This is a genomic window from Hymenobacter ginkgonis, from assembly GCF_009755225.1.
GTDB classification, from domain to species: domain Bacteria; phylum Bacteroidota; class Bacteroidia; order Cytophagales; family Hymenobacteraceae; genus Hymenobacter; species Hymenobacter ginkgonis.
In genome coordinates this window covers 712070-732527 of sequence record NZ_WQKZ01000003.1, presented here as the reverse complement: position 1 = coordinate 732527, position 20458 = coordinate 712070, and the positions used below count along the sequence as shown (strand labels likewise).

Sequence of the window (20458 nt, the reverse complement as noted above, 5' to 3'; positions counted from 1 at the left end):
AAAGTGCCCTGCTGCGCCGCTGCCCTACCCCCCTCTTCGCAGCCGCTATCGTATGCTCCGCCACCTACTGGTTTTCTTGTTTTTTCTGACTAGCGGGGTGCTCGTTGCCGAGCCGCTCTACCCCCCTTTGTCCGTAGCGGCCAGCCAGCGCCTACGCCGCCAGCTCTGGCACACGCCGGCCAGCCAGCGCCGCGTAGACCTGTTACTACGGTTGAGCGAAGACCTTACGGCCAACTATATGGGGCTGGGCACCTCCCTCGACAGCGCCAGTAGTTATGGGCAAGAAGCCACCCAGCTAAGCCAAGCCCTGGGCTACGTGCGGGGCCAAATTCGGAGCCAGTATGCGTTGGGCAACGTTGCGCTGTGCCTCAATCAGGTGCCTGACGGGGCCCGGCTCCTGGCGCAGGGCCTGGCGCGCAGCCGCCAGCTGCGCGATGCGCGCTTGGAGGCCGACGGCTGGTACTATTCGGTAGCCACGTACACCTCGTCGGCGGCTGATATAGTGCGGCGTATCGCCTGCCTGCAACGGGCCCTGGCGCTCTACCAGGCGCTGGGCGACGAGGCGCGAACTGCCTTTATTCTGAAAGCTATTGCCGACCAGCACCTGACGCAGGGCCAGTTAGGGCTAGCGCAGCAGGAACTGCTGCGCGTACTGCCTCGCTACCGCCGCCTGGGCCGCTCCCACTACGCCTACGACTTGCTCAATGTCGTGAACGATAAGGCAGGCAATTATCGGGAAGCCCTGCGCTACGGGCTGGCAGCGCTCGAAAGTGCCCAGGCCACGGGCGACACGACTTTCATCAACCTGTTTTACGGCCGGGTAGCCTACTTATATCTAGCGTTAAACCAGCCCGCTGACGCCGCGCATTATTGTCGGCTGGCCCTCGCGCGCGCCCAGCGGGCGCACGACCCGTCGGATGTGTTTGGTATTGCCCACACCTTGGCTACGGCGCTCATCAGCTTGAAGCAGCCCCGGCAGGCGCTGGCCTTGGCGCTCACCCAAACGCGGGTGCAGCCGGCCAGCGGCGACGGGCAAATTTCCCGATGGAGTCTGCTGGCCACCTGCTATTTAGCCAACCGCGAGTATGCCGCCGCCGAACGCTGCGAGCTGCAGCTGCTCAGCATACTGGAAGCCCGAAAAACCGAGGCGAGTATCTCCACCCGTAGCCGGGCCTACTGCTTTCTGGGCCAGGTATACCTGCTGACGCGGCGCTACGCGGCCGCCCGGTATTATTTAAGCAAGGCTACCGCCCTCCGCCGGCATACCAGCATTGCGGGCCAGGCTGCCACCGAGCGGCTTTTCTTCCAGCTCGATTCCGCTCAGGGGTACTACCTGGCGGGCATTGCCCACCTCCAGCGCTACCAGACGCTGCACGACTCGCTATTCAACGACCATAAAAGCAAGCAGATAGCCAGCTTGCTAGTTCAATACGACACTCGTAAAAAGGAGCAGGATGTGGCGTTGCTCACCAAGCAGAGCCTGGTGCAGCAAGCCCACCTGCGGCAGCGTGAAAGCCAGCGCAATGCCCTGCTGGGGGGGATGGCCCTGCTGGCGCTGCTGCTGGGCCTAGGCTACAATCGCTACCGCCTCAAGCAGCGCAGCACCCGGCTGCTGGAAGCCAAGCAGGCGGAAATTTTCGCGCAGAACGAGTCGCTGGCCAACTTGCTGCTGGAAAAAAACGGCCTCTTGGAGGAGAAGGAATGGATGCTGAAGGAGATTCACCACCGCGTGAAAAACAACCTGCAAATTATTGGCAGTCTGCTCCGCTCGCAGTCGGTGTACTTGCAGGATAAGGTAGCGCGCGCCGCCGTGCGCGAAAGCCGCAACCGGGTGCACTCGATGGCCCTTATTCACCAAAAGCTTTACCAGAGCCAGCATCTGGCGGGCGTGCCCATGGACGCCTACATTCAGGAAATAGTGGAGCACCTGCTGGCTTCCTTCGACTGTTCGCCCGCTATTCAGACCGAGCTGGCGGTGGCCCCCGTGGAGCTGGACGTGGCCCTAGCCGTGCCGGTGGGCCTGATTTTGAACGAAGCCATTACCAACTCTCTTAAGTACGCTTTTCCCGCCACGCACGCCGGGCACCTGTTCATCGGCTTCGACGCGCCCGCGCCCGACCACTACCGGCTTACCATCCGCGACGATGGGGTAGGCTTTGGGCGTGATTTTGAGCCGGCACGCTGCCGCACGCTGGGCCTCAACCTCATTCAGGGCCTCAGCAAGCAGCTGGGCGGTCACCTGCAAGTGCAGGATGTGGGCGGGGTCGTAATTAACTTGGAATTCAGCCAGCTAGACGTGGTAGCCAGGGGCTAATTCGCCTTGCGGAGCGCCCGGCTTGGGTGCGCCCAGTTGCTTTGCTGGCAGAATCTTTTGGTTGATTGCTGACTCCAACTAGAATTACTAGCAACAATGAATCCGGAGTATTCCAAACTTCTCCAAAAAAACTGGAAGAAACGAATCAGCAGCAGAGAACTGCTTCTGGCTTAATAACATTGTAAATCAATCAATTACTATTGACAAGTATCGTTGATTACTAGTTGAATTCGGGTGGCATGGTTTTGCAAGCGCTGGGTAATAGTCCATTGGAGATATTGCTCACTCAGCTCGTGCACCATGAAAACTACTCCTTCCTCCACCATCGTCTTTATTACGGGCGCGTTCGTCAGTAGCAGCTGCTGGGACGAATGGCGGGCTTTTTTCACCAGCTACGGCTACCACTGCCTCGTGCCGGCGTGGCCCCACAAGGACGCGCCTGCGCCGGAGCTGCGCCGCCGGCAGCCCGACGCCCAAGTGGCTGCCACGCGCCTGCGCCAACTCACGGAGTACTACGCCAACTTCGTGGCTCAGCTACCCGAAAAGCCCATCTTGATAGGGCACTCGATGGGCGGGCTGCTAACCCAGCTGTTGCTGCAACGCGACCTGGCGGCGGCCGGCGTGGCTATTCACTCGGTGCCGCCGCAGGGGGTTATCACCTTCAAATGGTCGTTTTACCGCTCGGTGTGGGGGCCGCTGGGCTACTTCACGCCCGTGGCGCAGAGCTTTTTAATGTCGTTCGGCCAGTGGCAGTATGCCTTTACCAACGGCATGCCGCTGGCAGCGCAGCGGGCGGCCTACGAGCAATTTGCCGTGCCGGAGTCGAAGCACGTATCGCGCGATGGCCTGACGGCGGCGGCTAAGATTGACTTTCGGCGGCCTCATGCGCCGCTGCTGTTTCTGGCGGGCAGCACCGACCACATTATCCCGGCCTCGCTCAATTACTCGAACTACCGCCGCTACCAGCACGCCGGCTCCGTGACGACCTACCGCGAGCTGCCCGGCCGCAATCATTTTGTGCTGGGCCAGCCCACCTGGCGCGAGGATGCGCTGTGCGTGCTGGCTTGGCTGCAACAGCTGGCAGCTGGGCTAGAAGTAGCCGCCGACAAGCGGGCGCTAGCGCAGGCCATCGGCCACTAAGCCCATTGGTGGAAAGCTACTGGAACGCTAGACAACGCTTTTTTCACTCTGGCTCGTGGGCAATGACGCATTTTCTGGTTCCCACCGATTTTTCACCCGTCTCCCACCACGCGTTAACGGCGGCCGTGCAACTGGCCCAGCCACTGGCCGGTCGCATCACGCTCCTGCACGCCGTAGAGCTGCCCCCTACCCCCGACCTGCGGCCCAATGTATTCGTGATGAAGCTGCTGCAAGCCGCCAAGCACCAACTACAATTGTTGCTGCGCGAAGCCAGCCAGCACGTCTCTCAAGCCACTATCCAAGAATTATTACAGGTAATGCCCCACCGTACGGCCATTCTGGCGGCGCTGGCCCAGCAGCCGGATATGCTGGTTGTTGGCTCGGCCCCTACCGAGCCGCTTAGCCATACCATCCAGTGGCTGCTGCGCACCGCGCCGTGTCCCGTGCTGGTAGTACGCCACCCGATTAGCGGCAGCCTAGTGCGCACGGTGGTTTTTCCGACTGGTTTCTCGGTGCGGGCGCTGCGAGCCGGCGCAGTGCTGCGGCGCTTGCAGGCCTTTTTTCCGGCCGCCGCATGCTACCTACTGCACGTAGGCGCGGCCGAGCAGTCGGCCGAAACACTAGCTGCTTCCTTGGCGCAGCTGGCACAGCAAGTAGGCCTGGCCAACTGCCAACTAGCCGTGGTAGTGGCGGCCAACCGGCGCCTAGGTATCGCGCAGTTTGCGCAGCGGGTGCAGGCCGATATGGTGGTGTTGCACGTGGGCGCGGCCGGCTGGCTATGGCCTATCTCGGAGGACACGGAGAACGCCAGATTGCCGCCGGTGCTCACGTTTCGGCTGGCCGAGGATGACAAGGCCACCGCCGGCGTGTAGCGTGGGCGAGCACCTCTTGCACTGGGTGGCGGCCACTAGCCTGCCACGGCAAAACTATCTATTAAAGACCCAGCAGCGCTGACACGCGGCGGGTAGGGCAAGTCCATTTTCTCACTTTTTCGCTGCCTTATGAAACCGACTCGCTTGACCGCCTGGCTGGTGGCTGTTTTCCTCATGGCACTCGGGGCGGCCTGCTCGAAAGACGAGGATACCGCACCTGCGCCCAGTACCTACGTGCTGGTACACGGTGCCTGGCAAGCCCCTTATGCTTGGCAATACGTGCAGCAGCAGCTGGTGCAACAGGGGCAGCACGTGCTAGTAGTGGAGCTGCCCGGCCACGGTGCCGACCCTACCCCACCCGCTACGCTTACCCTCGACGCCTACCGCGACAAAGTGGTGGCGGCCATCACGGCGCAGCCGGATAACGTGATTCTGGTGGGCCACAGTATGGGCGGCATGGTGGTAACGGCCGTAGCCGAGAAAATCCCAGACCGCATTCGCAAGCTGGTGTACATCGGGGCATTTCTGCCGGCCAATGGGCAGTCGTTGCTGGCCCTGGCCGCCACCGACAGCACCTCGCACCTGGGTGCAGCACTGGTGCCCTCGGCCGACCAGCTGACCCTCGGCATCAAACCCGACCGACTGGTGCCCGTCTTTATTCAAGACGGGAGCGCGACCGCCCAAAAGCTGGTGACGGACAATTATTGCGCTGAGCCCGCTATACCCTTTACCAACCCCGTGGCCCTGACAGCGGCCAATTTCGGCCGGGTGGCCAAGTACTACGTGCACACTAGCCAGGACCAGGCCGTGGGCCTGCGCTTGCAGCAGCGCATGGCGAAAGCGGCCGGCATCACGCACACCTACACGCTGAACAGCGGCCACTGCCCTTTCCTGTCGATGCCCGACCAAGTGAGCAACGTGCTATTGGAGATAGCTCATTAGCCAGCAATTGATTATTCTACTTTTAACGCCAGCTTACCATGTATCAACTCAAAATCATTGGCGCAACGGTGCGGCCCAGTCGCCTAGGGCCCATTATCGTCGACTGGGTAGCGGCGCAGGCACGGGCGCACGGCGCCTTCGCGGTGGAGGTACTTGACTTGCAGCACCTCAATCTGCCCCTTATGGACGAGCCTTTCCACCCGTCTCTGCGCCAGTACACCCAGGAGCACACCCGGCAGTGGAGCCGCCACATCGACCGTGCAGACGCCTTCATTTTCGTGACGGCCGAGTACAACTTCAGCTACCCTGCGCCCTTGCAGAATGCGCTGGAATACCTGGTGCACGAGTGGGCCTACAAGGCGGCTGGCATTGTGAGTTACGGGGGTGTATCGGCCGGCACGCGGGCTTGGAATGCACTTAAAAGCGACCTATCCTCCTACCGGATGGTGCCGCTGGTGGAAGCCGTCAATATTCCTTTCTTCACCCAGTTCATTCACGACGAGCAGTTTGCCCCCAACGAGGTAACGAAAACCGCCCTGAGCGCGCAACTCAACGAGTTGGCGCGGTGGACTGGCAGCCTTCATTCCCTGCGCGAGGCGGCGGCAACGATAAGCTAAACTACTAGTCCAACAATGCTGGAACTAGCCTGAACCTGTCCAGCAAGTCGAAACCGCTCTGCTTGAAGCCCTCACTTGCGCGCTGATGCAGCCAGTAAGGCAGCAGGTATTGCATCTAAAATCGGCCAGTGCGCTGCTGGCGCCGGCGCTGAATAAGCTATTTACTATTGACCACCAAACGATTGCCTGTTACTTCTTCACCTTAATCACTGCCTTATGGAAAATACGCTTTCGCCTGCCTGGCCGGCTACCCGCGTGGTGCCGCAGCCACGCTTCGATTTAGTGCGCGCCGAGCCTAGGGCCTATGCCGGCCTGATGACCATGCACAAGCAACTCAGCCAATCGGAGTTGTCGCTCACGCACTGGGATTTGATAAACGTGCGCGTGTCGCAGCTCAACGGCTGCGCCTACTGCCTGATGACGCACGCGCAGGAGGCGCTCGACCACGGCGAAACCGAGCAGCGCCTCCGCGCCCTGCCCGCCTGGCGCGAGACCCCCTACTTCACCGCCGAGGAGCGCGCCCTGCTGGCCTTGGCGGAGGAAGTGACGCTACTACCCCAGCACCACGTAGCGGATGCGGTGTACGACGAGGCCAAACGGCTGCTCGGCGAAACCTACCTCGCCCAGGTGCTGCTGGCTACAGTAGCCATGAATGCCTGGAACCGCCTGGGCATTGCCCAACGCAAGGTGCCGGCCTAGGGCATTCGGTATTTTCTACTGATTTGCACTTGTTTATTGCCATGCCTACCCCCCTTGAAACGGTTAAGCGCGCCTACGCGCTGCTCGCGGCTCAGGACGTGCCAGCCTATTTTGCCCTGCTCGACCCAGCCGTGGAATTGCGCCAAACTGCGCAATTGCCCTGGGGCGGCCAGCACCAGGGCTACGCCGGGGTGCAGGAATTTTTGACTGCCATGCAGCCGCTCATTGCCGCGCAGGTAGCGATTACTTCTTTCATCGAGGCTGGCGATGCGGTGTGCGCCATTGGCCACACGCGGGGTACGGCCCTGCAAACCCAGCAGCCCTTCGACTGCCGGCTGGTGCACGTCTGGACCGTGCGCAATGGCCTGATTACACGCCTAGAAGCGTACATCGACACGGCCGCCATGCGGCATGCCCTTGGCTCTGGCGGCGCCTAGGTCGTCCTTCCTTGCTACCTGGTAAGCACTTGTTTTTCTCTGTAGGCTTCTTCCAGCTCATTCCTCACACTAGCTGCGCGGCCAGCGCTACTTCTGCTGTCTCCCCTCGATGGGCCTGCGATACTAACGCTCATTGAGTTGGTTGGTGCTCCTTTTATTCTGTACTCACTCCCTACTCCTATGAAAAATCCATTCAAAACTCTTGTGGCACTTTTAGTAGCCGTTGCGCTTGCCTTCTCGGCCCTGGCGCAGGTGCCGGCTTCGCCACCAAGCAATTTCAAGCACCAAACCGCGGCCGTAAATGGCGTGAACATTCACTACGTCATTGGCGGCAAGGGGGCGCCCTTGATGCTGGTGCACGGGTTTGGGCAGAACTGGTACATGTGGAACCGGCTGCTGCCGGAACTTTCCAAGCACTTCACCGTCATTGCACCCGACCTGCGGGGGGTAGGCGAATCTAGCAAGCCCGCCAGTGGCTACGACAAAAGAACCATGGCTACGGATTTGCACGAGCTGGCCAAGAAGCTAGGCTACTCCAGCATCAACCTGGCGGGGCACGACATCGGTCTGATGGTGGCCTACGCCTACGCCGCGCAGTACCCGGCCGACGTGAAAAAAGTGGCCCTGATGGATGCCTTGCTGCCGGGCGTGGAGCCAGTGTGGCACCAGGTTTCGACGACGGCCTGGTGGTTCGGCTTTTTTGCCCGACCCATAGCCGGCTCGCTGGTAGCAGGTCATGAAAAGGAGTTTCTAACTGATTTCTGGCCGCAGGTCGGCTACGTGAAAAACCCCTTCACCCAGACTGAGAAAGACGAATTTATCAGGGCATATGCCCGGCCCGGCGCTACCACGGGCAGCTTCCACTGGTTCGGCGCCTTTCCGCAGGATGCGAAAGACAACTTACTGCTGATGAAGCACAAACTGCCCATGCCGCTGCTGGCAATGGGCGGGCAACACTATGCCGCCGCCTTCCTGGCCGACCACTCGCGGCTAGTGGCCACCAACGTGACGGAAGCCACTATTCCCGGAGCCGGGCACTGGTTAGTGCAAGAAAATACGCCCGCCGTGCAGCAGGCCCTACTGAGCTTTTTTCTCACCAAGCAACTTACTAACGTACCGTGAACCTCGTGTTTGAGCTACTGCTTGCAATTCTCAGAGCAGCAGCTCAAACCAAGTTCAACACGCTTCACGGAATAAGAAGCCTCCCTCCTAGCCACTAAGGCTTGTTTTTGGCGGGTCTACGCTGGGGAAGAGGTACTATGAGTAATTCTTGGAAGGCGAGATAGGCAAATTGCCCCCCGTAGTAGGCCGTTGGGCCAACCATATCCCCTTGTATTCGAAGCGATTTGTGTATTTGGCCGTCTACGAAGATATCGGCTTGCACATAGGCGCTCGGATGGGAGCGTCCATACCTGTTTTTATTCGGCTTATACGCTTGTCATTCAAGTTGCTATTGTAAGTTTGGGCAGCGGCGGCAGGCAGGTGGGGAGCGTAAGCTGAACGATTTCAAGTAGCGGCAGACCATGCGTGAAATTACCGAAGCCGAAAAAGAGACCCTGCGTTTCCAGCGCGAGGTAGCCGAGCTGAAAAAGCTTTCCTTGGAAACGGAGCAGCTCGCGCGCACAACTGCCTGGCCGGCGCGCATGGCCGAGCTGGTGAAAACGGTGGTCACCGTCGGCGGAGGTCTAATTGCCCTTGGTATTGGCTACAACCTGACAGATTTAAAAAATGAGAAGCTCAAGCAGGAGGTAAGTAAAAACGAGGTGACGGTCAAGCGCCTCCAAGCGGAACAGGGAAAATTAGCCACGCTCAATGCCCAGTACCTAGCGGCCATCACGAGCGCCCGGCGCAAAGTGCAAGCAGTAACCAAGCAGACCGAACTAGCCACGCAACGGCTCGATTCGTTGGCGCAGCTAGCCGCGGGCTCCCCAGAAGACCACGCAAAGCTGGCCACGGTAGGGCCGCAGCTGCAGCAATTGCGGCAAAGCTTTCTGGCCATCGACCAACACGCCGGCGACGTGACCGTGGACTTGCAAGCCGCCAAACCAACTGCGCCCCAAGTGGCGCCCGCCGGTGTAGCACCCCTGGCTAGCCAGATTGAGGGCTTGTTTGCCCGCACTGCCAGCCGGCGTGGGGCGGCCTACCAAGCCCTGATGAGCTATTACGCAACGGACCCCACCTTGGTGCCTACCCTCATCAAACGGGCCGAAGCGGAGCCAAGCAACCTCAACGGGCTGTACAACACGCTCGTTGTGCTGGCGCACCTCAGCCCCTTGCCGCCAGGGACGGATGTGGAAGCCGTGCGGGCGTTTGCGCAGGCTAATCGGGGGAAAGGTTCACGCATCAAGGAGCGGGTTGATAAACTGCTGGAAAGACTGCCGCGGCAGTAGCCACTAAATTTGGCAGGAGCCACAGCTGGGGCTACCCCATCGGGTAGACGGAACTGCTCCTCCTTTTGGGCAGGCGCGGGCACTTACCACCACTTATCCCGGCACGGCGGTTACGTCCCAGCTGGCTCATGCGACCGAAGTCCCTGATGTGCAAACCCCCAGGAATGCGGCGGGCGCCCCCCCTCCAGCCGGTATGGGTATATATGCTCACGGCCCAGTAGGGCTGTGACCGCTGCTCGCGGAGCAGCCCTAGACCCCACCACGAACTTTGGAGTAAAAGCGTTTATCAACTCCCAAAATGACCGCAAAAAGCCCCTAGCAGCAGTCACCAGGAGCTTTTCAGTGGAGTGGCAGACGCGAATATTTCCGCCCTATCTTGTTAGCGGCGCCCACCCCGCCAGGTGTCCATAGGAGCCAAGCTGAAACGCTAAATCGCCTGTAGACAGCCCATAAAGCACTCCCCCAGCGTAGGGGTTGGCGGAAGAATAAGTAAGCGCAAACCCCGCCGTATTATCGTCTTGGCGCGTAATAGTGAAGGTGTACGTTTGGCCGACTACTAACCCAGAAACAGGCAAATTCAGCGTCAAGGCAGTAGCGCTGGGGGATAGCGCGAAGCTGCCATCCGCAGACCCGACCACGACTCCCGAAGAGTTTTTAATGGAGAACGTTGCCTGCAAAATAGCTGAGCTAGAAACTGTTGGTGCATACCCATTGAAGCTAGAAAGAGAGCCATAAACCGTCGCATACTCAAAGCTTGTTGCCACAGCAGTAAACGATTGTGTCAGCGAACCGGCGTATTGCTTCTGATTTAACGAAACTGCGCTGGTGGAAGAGGCTGCAATTTGTTCTATCGCATTGGTCGCCTTGCTGGCTTGATAGCCATAGAATCCGGCCTGGTCCGTATTGTACACCACCATCCCAACTACCGGGGGGAGCGCTTGCATTTGTGTATTCGTCAGGCGAGGTAATAACAGTCCTTTAGTGGTGCTGATAATATCGAGCGCCGCCGCCGCATTCGGCGCACCGCCAATACCGACGCCTTGCGCGTGGGCTGTTAAGGAATTACCAGCTACTGCTAAGAGCAGTACACCTTGGAGGAAGGAATAAATCTGAGTCATCTTGAGAAACTAGAGACCGCCCTTGGCCTAAGGCTACTGCTGGCGATAAGCGCAAAGGTAGACCCCGGTTAAGCACAGCAGTATCGCATAAACATGCTAGCCCCACCTTGCAGCAGAGTAGTTTTGGGATAAAGACTATATTAAAATGGCAGTTTCAGCGTCCTCTGAAATTGATGCTTGCGCTTGGCCAGCTTGCTACCCTTTTTCTCCTGAATCGTCTCGCCAAAGCAGCGCCTCAGCAATCCGAATTCGGCTCGCTCGGCTTCTAGGTTGCGAAACTTGGCTTGGCATTCAGCGCCTTGGTAAGTGTCCGGCCAGAATGGCCCAAGCCGTAGCCCATAACTTCAGCCCGGTACTTTCGCCTACAGCTGCCCTACCCCCCAGTACCTCACTCAGGCAAACTGCATAGGAGTAAATAGCAGATAGGCAGATTACTTTACCTCGCCTACAGCCTTCGTGAACGCTGGCGCAGTGAAGTGATATTGCCCCGAGCCCACTTGCACCGGTACGTAGCCTTGGGTGGCCGGCCCCGCTAGGGTGCCCCGGCTAGCACTCAGTGGGCGATTGCCTTCGCGCACTGCCGCGGGGCCGGGGGCGGGCACATATACGGTAGCTGTAGTGTTAGACGGCACGGTCACGTCGAGGGTCAGTTGGGGGCCGCTGGTTTGCCAGTGGGCCAGCGCCGGGCCGTATACCGTTTCAAACTGTGCGGTGGCCTGGGTGAGCCCACCACCCAGCTCGGGCCGCACCGTAAAGCGATGGTAGCCAGGAGCGTCGGCGCGCAGGCCCGCCACGCGTGTGTACAGCCAATTGCCAATAGCGCCGTAGGCGTAGTGATTGAACGAAGTCATTGAAGGTGGCGCAAACGTACTGTCGGGCCGCAGCGAGTTCCAGCGCTCCCACATGGTAGTGGCCCCCATCGTAACGGGGTAAAGCCAAGAGGGATAGGTCTTTTGCAGCAGCAGCCGGTACGCCACGTCGGGGTGGCCAAAGCGGCTCAGCACCTCGCATAGGTAGGGTGTGCCTAAAAAGCCCGTAGTCAAGTGGGTATCGTACTCGGCTACGTTCTGCACGAGGCGCTCGGCGGCCTGTTGGCGCAGGTTTTCGGGTAGCATGTCAAAGTGCAGCGCGAGCACATAGGCCGTTTGGGTGTTTGATAGCAGGGCCCCACCGCCCGTCACATATTCGCGCACGAAGGCAGCCTTAATACGCTGAAGCAAAGCCGTATAATAAGCCACGTCGTCGGCTCGGCCCAGCACCGTAGCTGCATCTACTATGATTTGGGTGGAGTGGGCCCAAAAGCACTGGGCCACCAGAGCGTGGCTGGTTACGGCCGAGCGGCCGCCATTGTCGTCGTCCACATCGTAGGCAAGCCAGTCGCCGAATTGGAAGCCGGTGTTCCATAAGTCTTGCTGGCTTTTGTTTTCGATGTATTTCACCCACGCCTTCATGCTTGGGTACTGCACGGCCAGCGTCTGGCGGTCGCCAAATACGGTGTATACGTCCCACGGAATGACGGTAGCCGCGTCGGACCAGCCGGCCGCGCCAATTAGGTTTTTACCGCTGGTAAAGGGCATACCAGGCACTACAAACGGCACGGCCCCATCGGGACCCTGGTCGGCGGCCAGGTCGCGCAGCCACTTGGCAAAGAAGCTGGCAGTGTTGCGGTTGAAAGCCGCCGTGCGGCTGAATACCTGCGCATCGCCGGTCCAGCCCAGGCGCTCGTCGCGCTGCGGGCAGTCGGTGGGCACGTCGAGAAAATTGCCCTTTTGGCCCCACTGAATGTTGTGCTGTAGCTGGTTGACCAGTGGATTAGAACAATTAAACTCGCCGGTGGCCGGCATATCCGAGTACACGGCCACGGCCGTAAAGTCAGCGAGATTCACCGTACCGGGGTAGGCATCAAGCCGCAAATAGCGGAAACCGTGAAACGTGAAATGAGGCTCGAAGGTCTCGTCTTGGCCGGTGCCGCGCAGGTAGTACGTATCCTCAGCTTTAGCCGAGCGCAGGTTGGCCAGGTAAAAGTTGCCGTGCTTGTCCAGCACCTCCGAGTGCGAAAGGGTAATGCGCGCGCCGGCCGGGCCGCGGGCTTTCACGCGCACCCAGCCCACTAGGTTCTGGCCAAAATCCAGAATGATTTCACCCTTTGGCGATGTGGTCATTGTTAGGGCGCGAAAGGTTTCGTGCGCTCTAATAGGCTCATTAGCGGAGGCAAACAGTACGTTCTTGGGGTAGGGCTGCACCCGCGCCGCTACCCACCCACGGGCCGCGAAGCCGGGCTGGGCCCAGCCCGGCTGCTCGCGCCGAGCGTCGTAGGTTTCGCCGCGCTGCAACTCGGCGTAGCGAATCGGTCCCTCGGGGCTAGTCTGCCAGGTGCCGTCCGTGCCGACATCTTCGGTAGTGCCGTCGGCATACACCAAGTGCAGTTGCAGCAGCAGGGCCACCTCGCGGCCGTAGATGTTGTGAACCCCATCGAAGGCCACGTAGCCCCGGTACCAGCCGCTAGCCAGGGTAGCGCCCACGGCGTTGGGGCCTTCGTGCAGCAGCTTCGTCACGTCGTAGGTTTGGTAGGCTAGGCGCTTAGCATAGCTTGTCCAGCCCGGCGTGAAGTAGGCGTCGCCCACGCGCTGGCCATTAAGCTGGGCCTCGTACAAGCCGTGCGCCGTGATGTAGGCCGTAGCCGAGGCCAAGGCCTTGCGCACCGTGAAGTCTTTGCGTAGCAGCGGACTAGGGCGCTGCACCGAGTCTTCGGTGTAGCCGGGGCCAATCCAGGCCGCTTGCCAATTAGCGGGCGTAAGTAGCCCTACCTGCCAAGTAGCGGGTGAGCTCCACGCGGCGGGCTTGCCGGCTTCATCCCAGGTCCGTACCTGCCAGTAGTAGCGCTGGTGCGCCCGCAGCGCCGGCCCGGCGTAGCTAACATTCACCGATGAATCGGATAGCACTTTGCCCGATGCCCACACCACGGGGCCTTGGGCCAAACCAGCCGCCGCCGACGCTACCCGCAGTTCGTAGGCCCTTTGGCGCACCCCCCGCCGGCCTGCGGGCGCCACCAGCTGCCAGCTAAACCGGGGCCGAGCCACATCCAGGCCCAGTGGGTTAATTAGGTTTTCGCAGCGCAAGTGCTGCACGCGCACCTGGGCCGAGGCGCGCGCCCCAGGCCACAAACCCAGCAGCAAGAAGAACCCAACTAGTTTTTTCAGCTGAGAAGCGAGGCAGCTGGTTGCCAACTGGGGGCGCAGAATAGTTATGGGCGAGAAAAGGGCCATGCGGGTGGGGCAAAGAATAGGCCTTGTAAAGCGTGTGCATAAGCCTGCCAGAGGGAGGGCTGGCTTAGTGGTTCTCGCTTAACTCAAGCGCTACTTGTGGCAGCAGTCATCAAAACAGAAAAGTGAGTAGTCCGTGATGAATTGAAGCCCTACTATAAGCAATGCAAACGTTTGCACATGTGCCTTTAAGCGGCTTCTCAAGTCATTGATAAAATTTAACGAATATAGCCTTTCTTTTCATCTTTTATATACTTGTTAACCAGAAGCATAAAGGAAACCCCGAGACTTGTAGCCCTATTAGCTCCGCGAGTCGAAATTTTTGACTTTGGTAAAGCAGATAAAACCAGTCAACCGCTAGTTGTAGAGCCCATACTGCTTTTATATATGAGTGAGATAAACGGTAGCAACGCGTCATCTATACAGTTCTGGTTAGTTTCTCCAGCGAAGTTTTAACCAAGCCCAGGTGCGATATCAGCGGAGTAGGAATCGTAAAAAAAATCTACAAAATACTTGTTTTTCTCTATTACTACTTGCTTGCTAGCAAATTACAATTAATTTTACTTATCACAACCGCTGTTTATCAGCTGCCTTTGCTTGACCGCAGCCATTGGTTGCTGCCAGCAATCATGGCTTTTTGAGGCCATCCTTACTCGGCTGGGCATGCCTAGCCATTCAGACTTCACGGCTTCCATTTTTTGCCTAGCCGCTTTTTTGCTTCTTACGTGCAATCGTTTGCATTGATAATAAGCAAACCGTCGCCCAGTTCTGATTTTCCCTCACCTTAATTCCCACCCGAATGAACAAGCTGCTACCCTTACCTGGGCGCTCACTGGTTCAGGTGCTGGCTTGCTGCCTGCCACTGGCAGTAGCTACTGCCGCTCCAGTTGCAATCGCCCCTACCCCCTCAACCAATGCCCAGCCAGTGGCCCCCGTTACCGGACGCATTACGGATGCCAAGGGCGAAGGCATTCCTGGCGTAACGGTACTTGTGAAGGGCACTTCCAGGGGCGTTACGACGGACGTGAACGGCAATTTTTCGCTTGATGCGCCCGAAGGGGCGATTCTGGTTATTTCCTCAATTGGCTATGCCAGCCAGGAGGTGCCGGTGAGTGGCCGCACCTCCATTAACCTGACGCTCAACGCCAGCGACCAGAAGCTAGATGAGGTAGTAGTACTCGGCTACGTAAGCCAGGACCGCCAGAACCTGACCAGCGCCGTGAGTAACGTAGACATTGGCGGGGCCAAAAAAGCCCCCGCCGCCACCATTACCGAGGCTATTCAGGGCCGCACTACAGGCGTGCAAATCAACAACAGCGGCAATCCCGGTCAGAACCCCAGCATCACGATTCGGGGGCTAGGTAGCATCAACGGTGGTAGCGCGCCGCTCTACGTGGTGGACGGGCTATGGACGGATAACATCCGTGACTTGAACCCAACCGACATTGAAGCGCTGACCGTGCTGAAGGATGCTTCGTCGACTTCTATTTACGGGTCGCGGGGCGCTAACGGCGTGATTATCATCACGACCAAGCGTGGCAAAGCTGGCAAGCCTACCATTGGCGTTAATGCCTATGCGGGGGTGCAAAACACGGTAAGCCGCTGGAAGCTGACCAATGCCGCGCAGTGGGCAGCCATCGAGCAGCAGGCCTACACCAATGCCGGCCTACCCTTCCCGGGCTCGGTGGCGAACCCCCAGAACTATCCGGATACCGACTGGCAAAGCGAGATTTTGCGCACGGGCACAGTGCAGGACTACAACCTGAACCTATCGGGCGGGTCGACGGGCGATAAGTACAGCACCAACTTTCTGATTTCCGGCGATGCTTTTAAGCAGAAAGGCGCGTTGCTTAATACCGATTTCACCCGCTATACGCTGCGCCTAAACTCAGGCCTAACCTACGGCCGCCTGAAAATTAACGAATCGGTACAACTCGCGCACGCCTTCACCACGCTAGCTAATGGCCAGCCCTTTCAGGATGCTGTGCGCCTGCTGCCTACCATTCCGGTGTACGACCCTAGTGAGACCCCCTACACGGCCGGCTACGGCTACGGCTCGCCAGCAGCTAACACCTTTGGCACCAACCCAGTAGGCTCACAAACTATTGAGACGCGCACGCAGTACAACAACCGTATTCAGGGCAGCGTGACTGCGGAATATTCTATTTTTGACTTTCTGACTTACCGGCTCAATTTGGGCGTAGAATCGCTGGATTATACCGACCGTGATGCCCGCCGCTTTGGTCGCATCTCCCAAAACGCGCCCACGGACCCGTCTTTCCTCACCGAAAATCGGGGGGATAACACCTTCTTGCTGGCCGAAAACATCCTGAATTTCAATAAGCATTTCGGCGACCACGGCGTGAACGTGCTGGTGGGCTACTCGGAGCAACGCGGCAAAAACACAAACGCCTCGGCCACGGCCCGCAGCTTCGTCGACAATTCGCCAGGTTCGCAAAATGGCTACGTTATTACGGCGGGCACGGGCACAACAAGCGTGAGTGGGACTATTGCAGAATACTCTAAGCGCTCGTATTTCAGCCAGTTGGTGTACGACTACAGGAGCCGCTACTTGATAACGGGTAGTTTCCGGCGCGACTATTCCTCGCGCTTCGCTCCCGAAAACCGGGCGGGTAATTTCGGAGCCGGCTCGGTAGGCTGGCGCATCAGCGAAGAAGAATTCTTCAAGAATGCCGTGCCTGCAATCAGCAACCTAAAAGCCCGCGCGAGCTATGGCGTGAATGGCAACGACAACTTGGGCGAATATGCTTACCAAGGCGTTATCAATCAGAATGTTAACTACCCATTCAACGGCGTTGATGTCAACAACGGGCAGATTCAGACGGCACTACCCAGCACGGGTATCAAGTGGGAGTCGCGCTACACCACGGACTTCGGCGTTGACTTGGGCTTGCTTGACAACCGCTTAACATTTTCGGCCGACTACTACACCTCAACTACTAAAAATGCGCTCGTAAACCCTACCCTGCCCGCCTACCTGGGCAACTCGGGGGGTAACCCCTTCACCAACGTGGGTAGCCTGCGCAACAAAGGTTGGGAATTCCAGGTGGCGTACCAGCAAAACAGAGGAGACTTTACCTACGGGGCATCGGCGAACCTGTCGAGCGTAAAAAATGTGGTATTGCAGCTAGCCCAAGAAGGCCAGGTTATCGGCAGCGGGGCTACCCAGACGGCGGTGGGCCACCCCGTAGGCGCGTTCTACCTGATTCAGTACGACGGTGTATTTCAGAGCCAGACCGAGGTTGATAGCTACAAGAATGCGGCGGGCAAAATCATTCAACCCTACGCTAGCGCCGGCGATGCCCGCTACGTAGACGTGAATGGCGACGGCCAAATCAACGACGACGACCGGGTATACTCGGACACTGACATTCCGAAAGTACAATTTGGCTTTAGTGCCAACGCGGGGTATAAGGGCTTCGACCTGTCGTTCTTGGTACAGGGCTCTGCGGGCAGCCAGGTATTTAACGTGGCTCGCTCGACGATGGACCGTACCGACGACCCCAGCAACTTCCGGGCGGATTTCCAGCCCTGGACGCCGGATAACCGCTCGACTACTACGCCCCGGGCACTGCAATCGGGCGGCGCTACGGGCAACCTGCAAGCCGCCGCCGCCTCGAACGCCCGCGGAAGCTCGCGCTTCCTAGAAAACGGCTCGTACGCCCGTATGAAGAATATTTCGCTGGGCTATACCATTCCGAAATCGGTGTTTAATAACCTAAAATCCATCAGCAGCCTGCGGGTATACGTGACGGGGCAAAACCTCTTCACCGTGACGGGTTATAGCGGCCCCGACCCAGAGTTTGTGAACGGCAACTTCTTCCAGCGCGGGGTTGACTACAACGCCTTCCCCAACCTGCGAACGTTCATTGGCGGGGTACAAGTGGGCTTCTAAGGCTGCTATCCTCTACCCCTGCTGTTGTTTCCCACCCATTTAGCTCTAATTATTATGCAATTTCATAAGCGTACCGTGGTGGCCTTATTTGGGGCCCTGGCGCTCTCGACCAGCTGCCAGAAGGACCTGCTGGATAAGGTCAATCCGAACCAGCCTACCGTCGAGAACTTTTGGAAAACGGCTAGCGATGCCCAAGCTGGCGTAGCGGCGGCTTACTCGGCCTTGCAGTTTCCGGGCACTTACGCCCGCTGGGTGCACTTCGCCAATGACATCCGCTCGGACGAAGGCTACAGCCTGAGCCCCTGGACTGACCTCGCCAACTCGACCCGCTTTGTGCAGCTCGACTACGACCTGGAGCCCGTGCGCGTGATGTGGGAAGACCACTACCGCGGCGTGTACCGCTGCAACCAAATTTTAGCCAATGTGCCCACCATCCAGATGGATGCCACGCTGCAAAAAACACTGCTGGCCGAGGCGCATTTTCTGCGGGGGGTGTACTACTTCAACCTCGTGACGTACTTCGGCAACGTGCCCTTAATCTTGGACCCCTCCACCGTGCGCAGCACGGCTCCGCAGGGGACCATTGCTACGGGCATGGCGCAGGTAGTGAGCGACTTGCAGGCCGCCATCGCCGACCTACCGGTGAGCAACAGCGTGGGCCACGCTACTAAAGGCTCGGCGCAGGGCTTGCTCGGCCGGGTATACATGCAGCAGCACAAGTGGTCGGATGCGTCGGCGTTGTTTACGGCCATTATCAGCTCGGGTAAGTATGCGCTGGTGGCCAACTACCTGGATAACTTTACGATAGCCAATGAAAACAACAGCGAGTCGGTGTTTGAAGTACAGTTTTCCAGCGTGAACCAGGGCGGTGTTCAAGACGTGGCCGGTGCCAGCGAAGGCTTCGAACGCGCCCAGTTTTTTGGCCCTCCCGGCATCGGCTGGACCGATGGCCGCGCCCGCCCGTGGCTGCTGGACGAGATGAGCGACAAGACGACGACCGGCGACGTGGACCCCCGCCGCGACATCACGGTATTTCACTACCCCATGCTGCTGTTTGGCCAAACGTACGAGGCGCGTAAGGTGCCGACTACCGATACCTTCTGGCACAAGTATGAGGATGACCGCATCCAGAACTTCGAGAATTACTTCTCGGGTATCAACTTCCGCCTCATCCGCTACGCCGACATACTGCTGATGCAAGCCGAAGCGCAGAACGAATTGGGTAATACCGCGGCGGCCCTACCCCTCATCAACCAAGTGCGGAGTCGCCCATCGGTGAATATCACGCCGCTGACTGGCTCCTTCAGCCAAGCCCAGATGCGCACCCAGATTATGCACGAGCGCGTGTGCGAGCTGGCTGGTGAAGGCACCCGCTGGCTAGACCTCAACCGCTGGGGCCTGCTTAGCACCCAGGCTAGCCTGGATGTGCTGAAGGCCCCCAACCACGACCCCGATTTTATCAACTTCGTGATTGGTAAATCGGAACTGTATCCCATCACCCGCACCGACCTCACGGCCGACCCCAATCTCAAGCAAAACCCTGGCTACTAACCCGTAACCAGCAGCTGCCGCTACGCTATGGTGCTACTACCTGGGCCGCCGGAATACCACTATTCCGGCGGCCTTGCTATGGCGGGCTACCCCCCATGGACCGAGGCACCAGTTGCTTTTTCATGCTTTTAGGCTAAATCGATGCGCCACTTACTCCTCTTTGTACTGCTGGGCCTCAACTGCGGGGCTTGCCAAAAAAACGTAGCAACGGGCACCGCACCGGCCCCGGTCCCTCCCCCTCCCCCAACGGCCACTACATTTACTAACCCCTTGCTGGCCAGCGGCCCCGACCCGTGGGTGTACCAGAAAGACGGGGTTTACTACTTCCTGATAACGAGCGGCGGCGACGTGCGCATTCGCAAAACGGCCAAGATGTCGGAGCTGGCCACGGGCCCTATTGTGATAGCCTGGCAACCCGTCCCTAACGGGCCCAACTCGCGCGACATCTGGGCCCCCGAGCTGCACTTTTTGGATGGCAAGTGGTACATTTATTTCACGGCGGGGCCGGGCAACTGCTGCGGTGGCCAGCGCCTGTGGGTGCTCGAAAACGCCAGCCCCGACCCTACCCAGGGCACCTGGACCGAGAAGGGTCGCCTTTACACCCAGGCCGACGACTATTGGGCCATCGACGGCACCGTGTTTGAGCAGGGCGGCAAGCGCTATTTGCTGTGGTCGGGCCAGCGCGCCAACGACGATACCCAGCGCATTTTCATTGCCCAAATGAGCAACCCCTGGACCCTGACCGGCCCGCGGGTGGAGTTGAGCCAGCCCGATTATGACTGGGAAAAATACGGCACCGTGCCCGTCAACGAAGGGCCCGAAATTATCCAGCACGGGGGTAACACGTTTCTGCTGTACTCGGCCAGCCACTGTGGCACCGACTACTACGGCCTAGGCCAGCTGCGCATGAGCAGCACCGCCGACCCGCTCGTGGCCAGCAACTGGACCAAGTCTCCTACCCCGGTCTTTGTCCAGAACACCAACGCCTACGGGCCGGGCCACAATGGGTTTTTCAAGTCGAAGGACGGCACCGAGGACTGGCTGATTTACCACGCCAACAGCCAGCCCGGCCAGGGCTGCGGCGACCTGCGCAATCCGCGCATGCAAAAGTTTACCTGGAACGCCGATGGCTCGCCCAACTTTGGCCGGCCCGCCCTCCTCAACACGCCGCTGCCCCGGCCTTCTGGCGAGTAGCCCTT

The 20458-nt window shown here is 59.1% G+C and carries 14 protein-coding genes; 12 read left to right on the top strand and 2 right to left on the bottom strand.

The features are described from left to right. Positions 1-52: 52 nt before the first annotated feature. The 9 genes from GO988_RS14490 to GO988_RS14450 all read left to right on the top strand — a co-directional run bounded on the left by GO988_RS14490 (position 53) and on the right by GO988_RS14450 (position 9411). Complete coding sequence (locus tag GO988_RS14490) at positions 53-2314, top strand: tetratricopeptide repeat-containing sensor histidine kinase (protein WP_157566664.1); 2262 nt, start codon at positions 53-55, stop codon at positions 2312-2314. 300 nt (positions 2315-2614) lie between these two features. Then, positions 2615-3454: an alpha/beta hydrolase gene (locus GO988_RS14485; protein ID WP_157566662.1), complete on the top strand. Its 840-nt coding sequence runs from the start codon at positions 2615-2617 to the stop codon at positions 3452-3454. Positions 3455-3516: 62 nt separating this feature from the next. Further along, entirely contained in the window at positions 3517-4326 is an 810-nt protein-coding gene (locus tag GO988_RS14480; RefSeq protein WP_157566660.1) for a universal stress protein, read from the top strand. 129 nt (positions 4327-4455) lie between these two features. Beyond that, complete coding sequence (locus GO988_RS14475; protein ID WP_157566658.1) at positions 4456-5268, top strand: alpha/beta fold hydrolase; 813 nt, start codon at positions 4456-4458, stop codon at positions 5266-5268. A 38-nt stretch (positions 5269-5306) separates the two neighbouring features. After that, the gene (locus GO988_RS14470; RefSeq protein ID WP_157566656.1) at positions 5307-5885 is read left to right on the top strand and encodes an NADPH-dependent FMN reductase; all 579 of its coding nucleotides are present in this window, start codon (positions 5307-5309) and stop codon (positions 5883-5885) included. Positions 5886-6101: 216 nt separating this feature from the next. Continuing rightward, positions 6102-6584 carry a carboxymuconolactone decarboxylase family protein gene (locus GO988_RS14465; RefSeq protein ID WP_157566654.1) on the top strand — a complete coding sequence of 161 codons (483 nt, stop codon included), beginning with the start codon at positions 6102-6104 and terminating at the stop codon, positions 6582-6584. A 41-nt stretch (positions 6585-6625) separates the two neighbouring features. Further along, positions 6626-7021: a nuclear transport factor 2 family protein gene (locus GO988_RS14460; protein WP_157566652.1), complete on the top strand. Its 396-nt coding sequence runs from the start codon at positions 6626-6628 to the stop codon at positions 7019-7021. Positions 7022-7201: 180 nt separating this feature from the next. Beyond that, positions 7202-8143 (top strand): alpha/beta fold hydrolase, encoded by a 942-nt coding sequence (locus GO988_RS14455; RefSeq protein WP_157566650.1) that lies wholly within the window; start codon positions 7202-7204, stop codon positions 8141-8143. Positions 8144-8544: 401 nt separating this feature from the next. Next, the gene (locus GO988_RS14450) at positions 8545-9411 is read left to right on the top strand and encodes a hypothetical protein (RefSeq protein WP_157566648.1); all 867 of its coding nucleotides are present in this window, start codon (positions 8545-8547) and stop codon (positions 9409-9411) included. A 371-nt stretch (positions 9412-9782) separates the two neighbouring features. On the opposite strand, the gene GO988_RS14445 is transcribed toward GO988_RS14450, so the two are convergent. Beyond that, positions 9783-10529, bottom strand: coding sequence for a hypothetical protein (locus tag GO988_RS14445; protein WP_157566646.1), 747 nt, complete (start codon positions 10527-10529; stop codon positions 9783-9785). A 431-nt stretch (positions 10530-10960) separates the two neighbouring features. Then, complete coding sequence (locus tag GO988_RS14440; RefSeq protein WP_157566644.1) at positions 10961-13795, bottom strand: alpha-L-rhamnosidase; 2835 nt, start codon at positions 13793-13795, stop codon at positions 10961-10963. A 796-nt stretch (positions 13796-14591) separates the two neighbouring features. Here GO988_RS14440 and GO988_RS14435 point away from each other — a divergent pair. From GO988_RS14435 to GO988_RS14425, 3 genes are all read left to right on the top strand, one after another. Continuing rightward, the gene (locus tag GO988_RS14435; RefSeq protein WP_157566642.1) at positions 14592-17708 is read left to right on the top strand and encodes a SusC/RagA family TonB-linked outer membrane protein; all 3117 of its coding nucleotides are present in this window, start codon (positions 14592-14594) and stop codon (positions 17706-17708) included. A 54-nt stretch (positions 17709-17762) separates the two neighbouring features. Further along, positions 17763-19259, top strand: coding sequence for a RagB/SusD family nutrient uptake outer membrane protein (locus tag GO988_RS14430; RefSeq protein WP_157566640.1), 1497 nt, complete (start codon positions 17763-17765; stop codon positions 19257-19259). Positions 19260-19400: 141 nt separating this feature from the next. After that, positions 19401-20453, top strand: coding sequence for a glycoside hydrolase family 43 protein (locus GO988_RS14425; protein WP_157566638.1), 1053 nt, complete (start codon positions 19401-19403; stop codon positions 20451-20453). Positions 20454-20458: the final 5 nt, after the last annotated feature.

What these genes read in the sequence shown, in the direction of transcription:
- GO988_RS14490 (WP_157566664.1), top strand. Translation starts at nt 53, where the DNA reads ATGCTCCGCCACCTACTGGTTTTCTTGTTTTTTCTGACTAGCGGGGTG.
- GO988_RS14485 (WP_157566662.1), top strand. Translation starts at nt 2,615, where the DNA reads ATGAAAACTACTCCTTCCTCCACCATCGTCTTTATTACGGGCGCGTTC.
- GO988_RS14480 (WP_157566660.1), top strand. Translation starts at nt 3,517, where the DNA reads ATGACGCATTTTCTGGTTCCCACCGATTTTTCACCCGTCTCCCACCAC.
- GO988_RS14475 (WP_157566658.1), top strand. Translation starts at nt 4,456, where the DNA reads ATGAAACCGACTCGCTTGACCGCCTGGCTGGTGGCTGTTTTCCTCATG.
- GO988_RS14470 (WP_157566656.1), top strand. Translation starts at nt 5,307, where the DNA reads ATGTATCAACTCAAAATCATTGGCGCAACGGTGCGGCCCAGTCGCCTA.
- GO988_RS14465 (WP_157566654.1), top strand. Translation starts at nt 6,102, where the DNA reads ATGGAAAATACGCTTTCGCCTGCCTGGCCGGCTACCCGCGTGGTGCCG.
- GO988_RS14460 (WP_157566652.1), top strand. Translation starts at nt 6,626, where the DNA reads ATGCCTACCCCCCTTGAAACGGTTAAGCGCGCCTACGCGCTGCTCGCG.
- GO988_RS14455 (WP_157566650.1), top strand. Translation starts at nt 7,202, where the DNA reads ATGAAAAATCCATTCAAAACTCTTGTGGCACTTTTAGTAGCCGTTGCG.
- GO988_RS14450 (WP_157566648.1), top strand. Translation starts at nt 8,545, where the DNA reads ATGCGTGAAATTACCGAAGCCGAAAAAGAGACCCTGCGTTTCCAGCGC.
- GO988_RS14445 (WP_157566646.1), bottom strand. Translation starts at nt 10,529, where the DNA reads ATGACTCAGATTTATTCCTTCCTCCAAGGTGTACTGCTCTTAGCAGTA.
- GO988_RS14440 (WP_157566644.1), bottom strand. Translation starts at nt 13,795, where the DNA reads ATGGCCCTTTTCTCGCCCATAACTATTCTGCGCCCCCAGTTGGCAACC.
- GO988_RS14435 (WP_157566642.1), top strand. Translation starts at nt 14,592, where the DNA reads ATGAACAAGCTGCTACCCTTACCTGGGCGCTCACTGGTTCAGGTGCTG.
- GO988_RS14430 (WP_157566640.1), top strand. Translation starts at nt 17,763, where the DNA reads ATGCAATTTCATAAGCGTACCGTGGTGGCCTTATTTGGGGCCCTGGCG.
- GO988_RS14425 (WP_157566638.1), top strand. Translation starts at nt 19,401, where the DNA reads ATGCGCCACTTACTCCTCTTTGTACTGCTGGGCCTCAACTGCGGGGCT.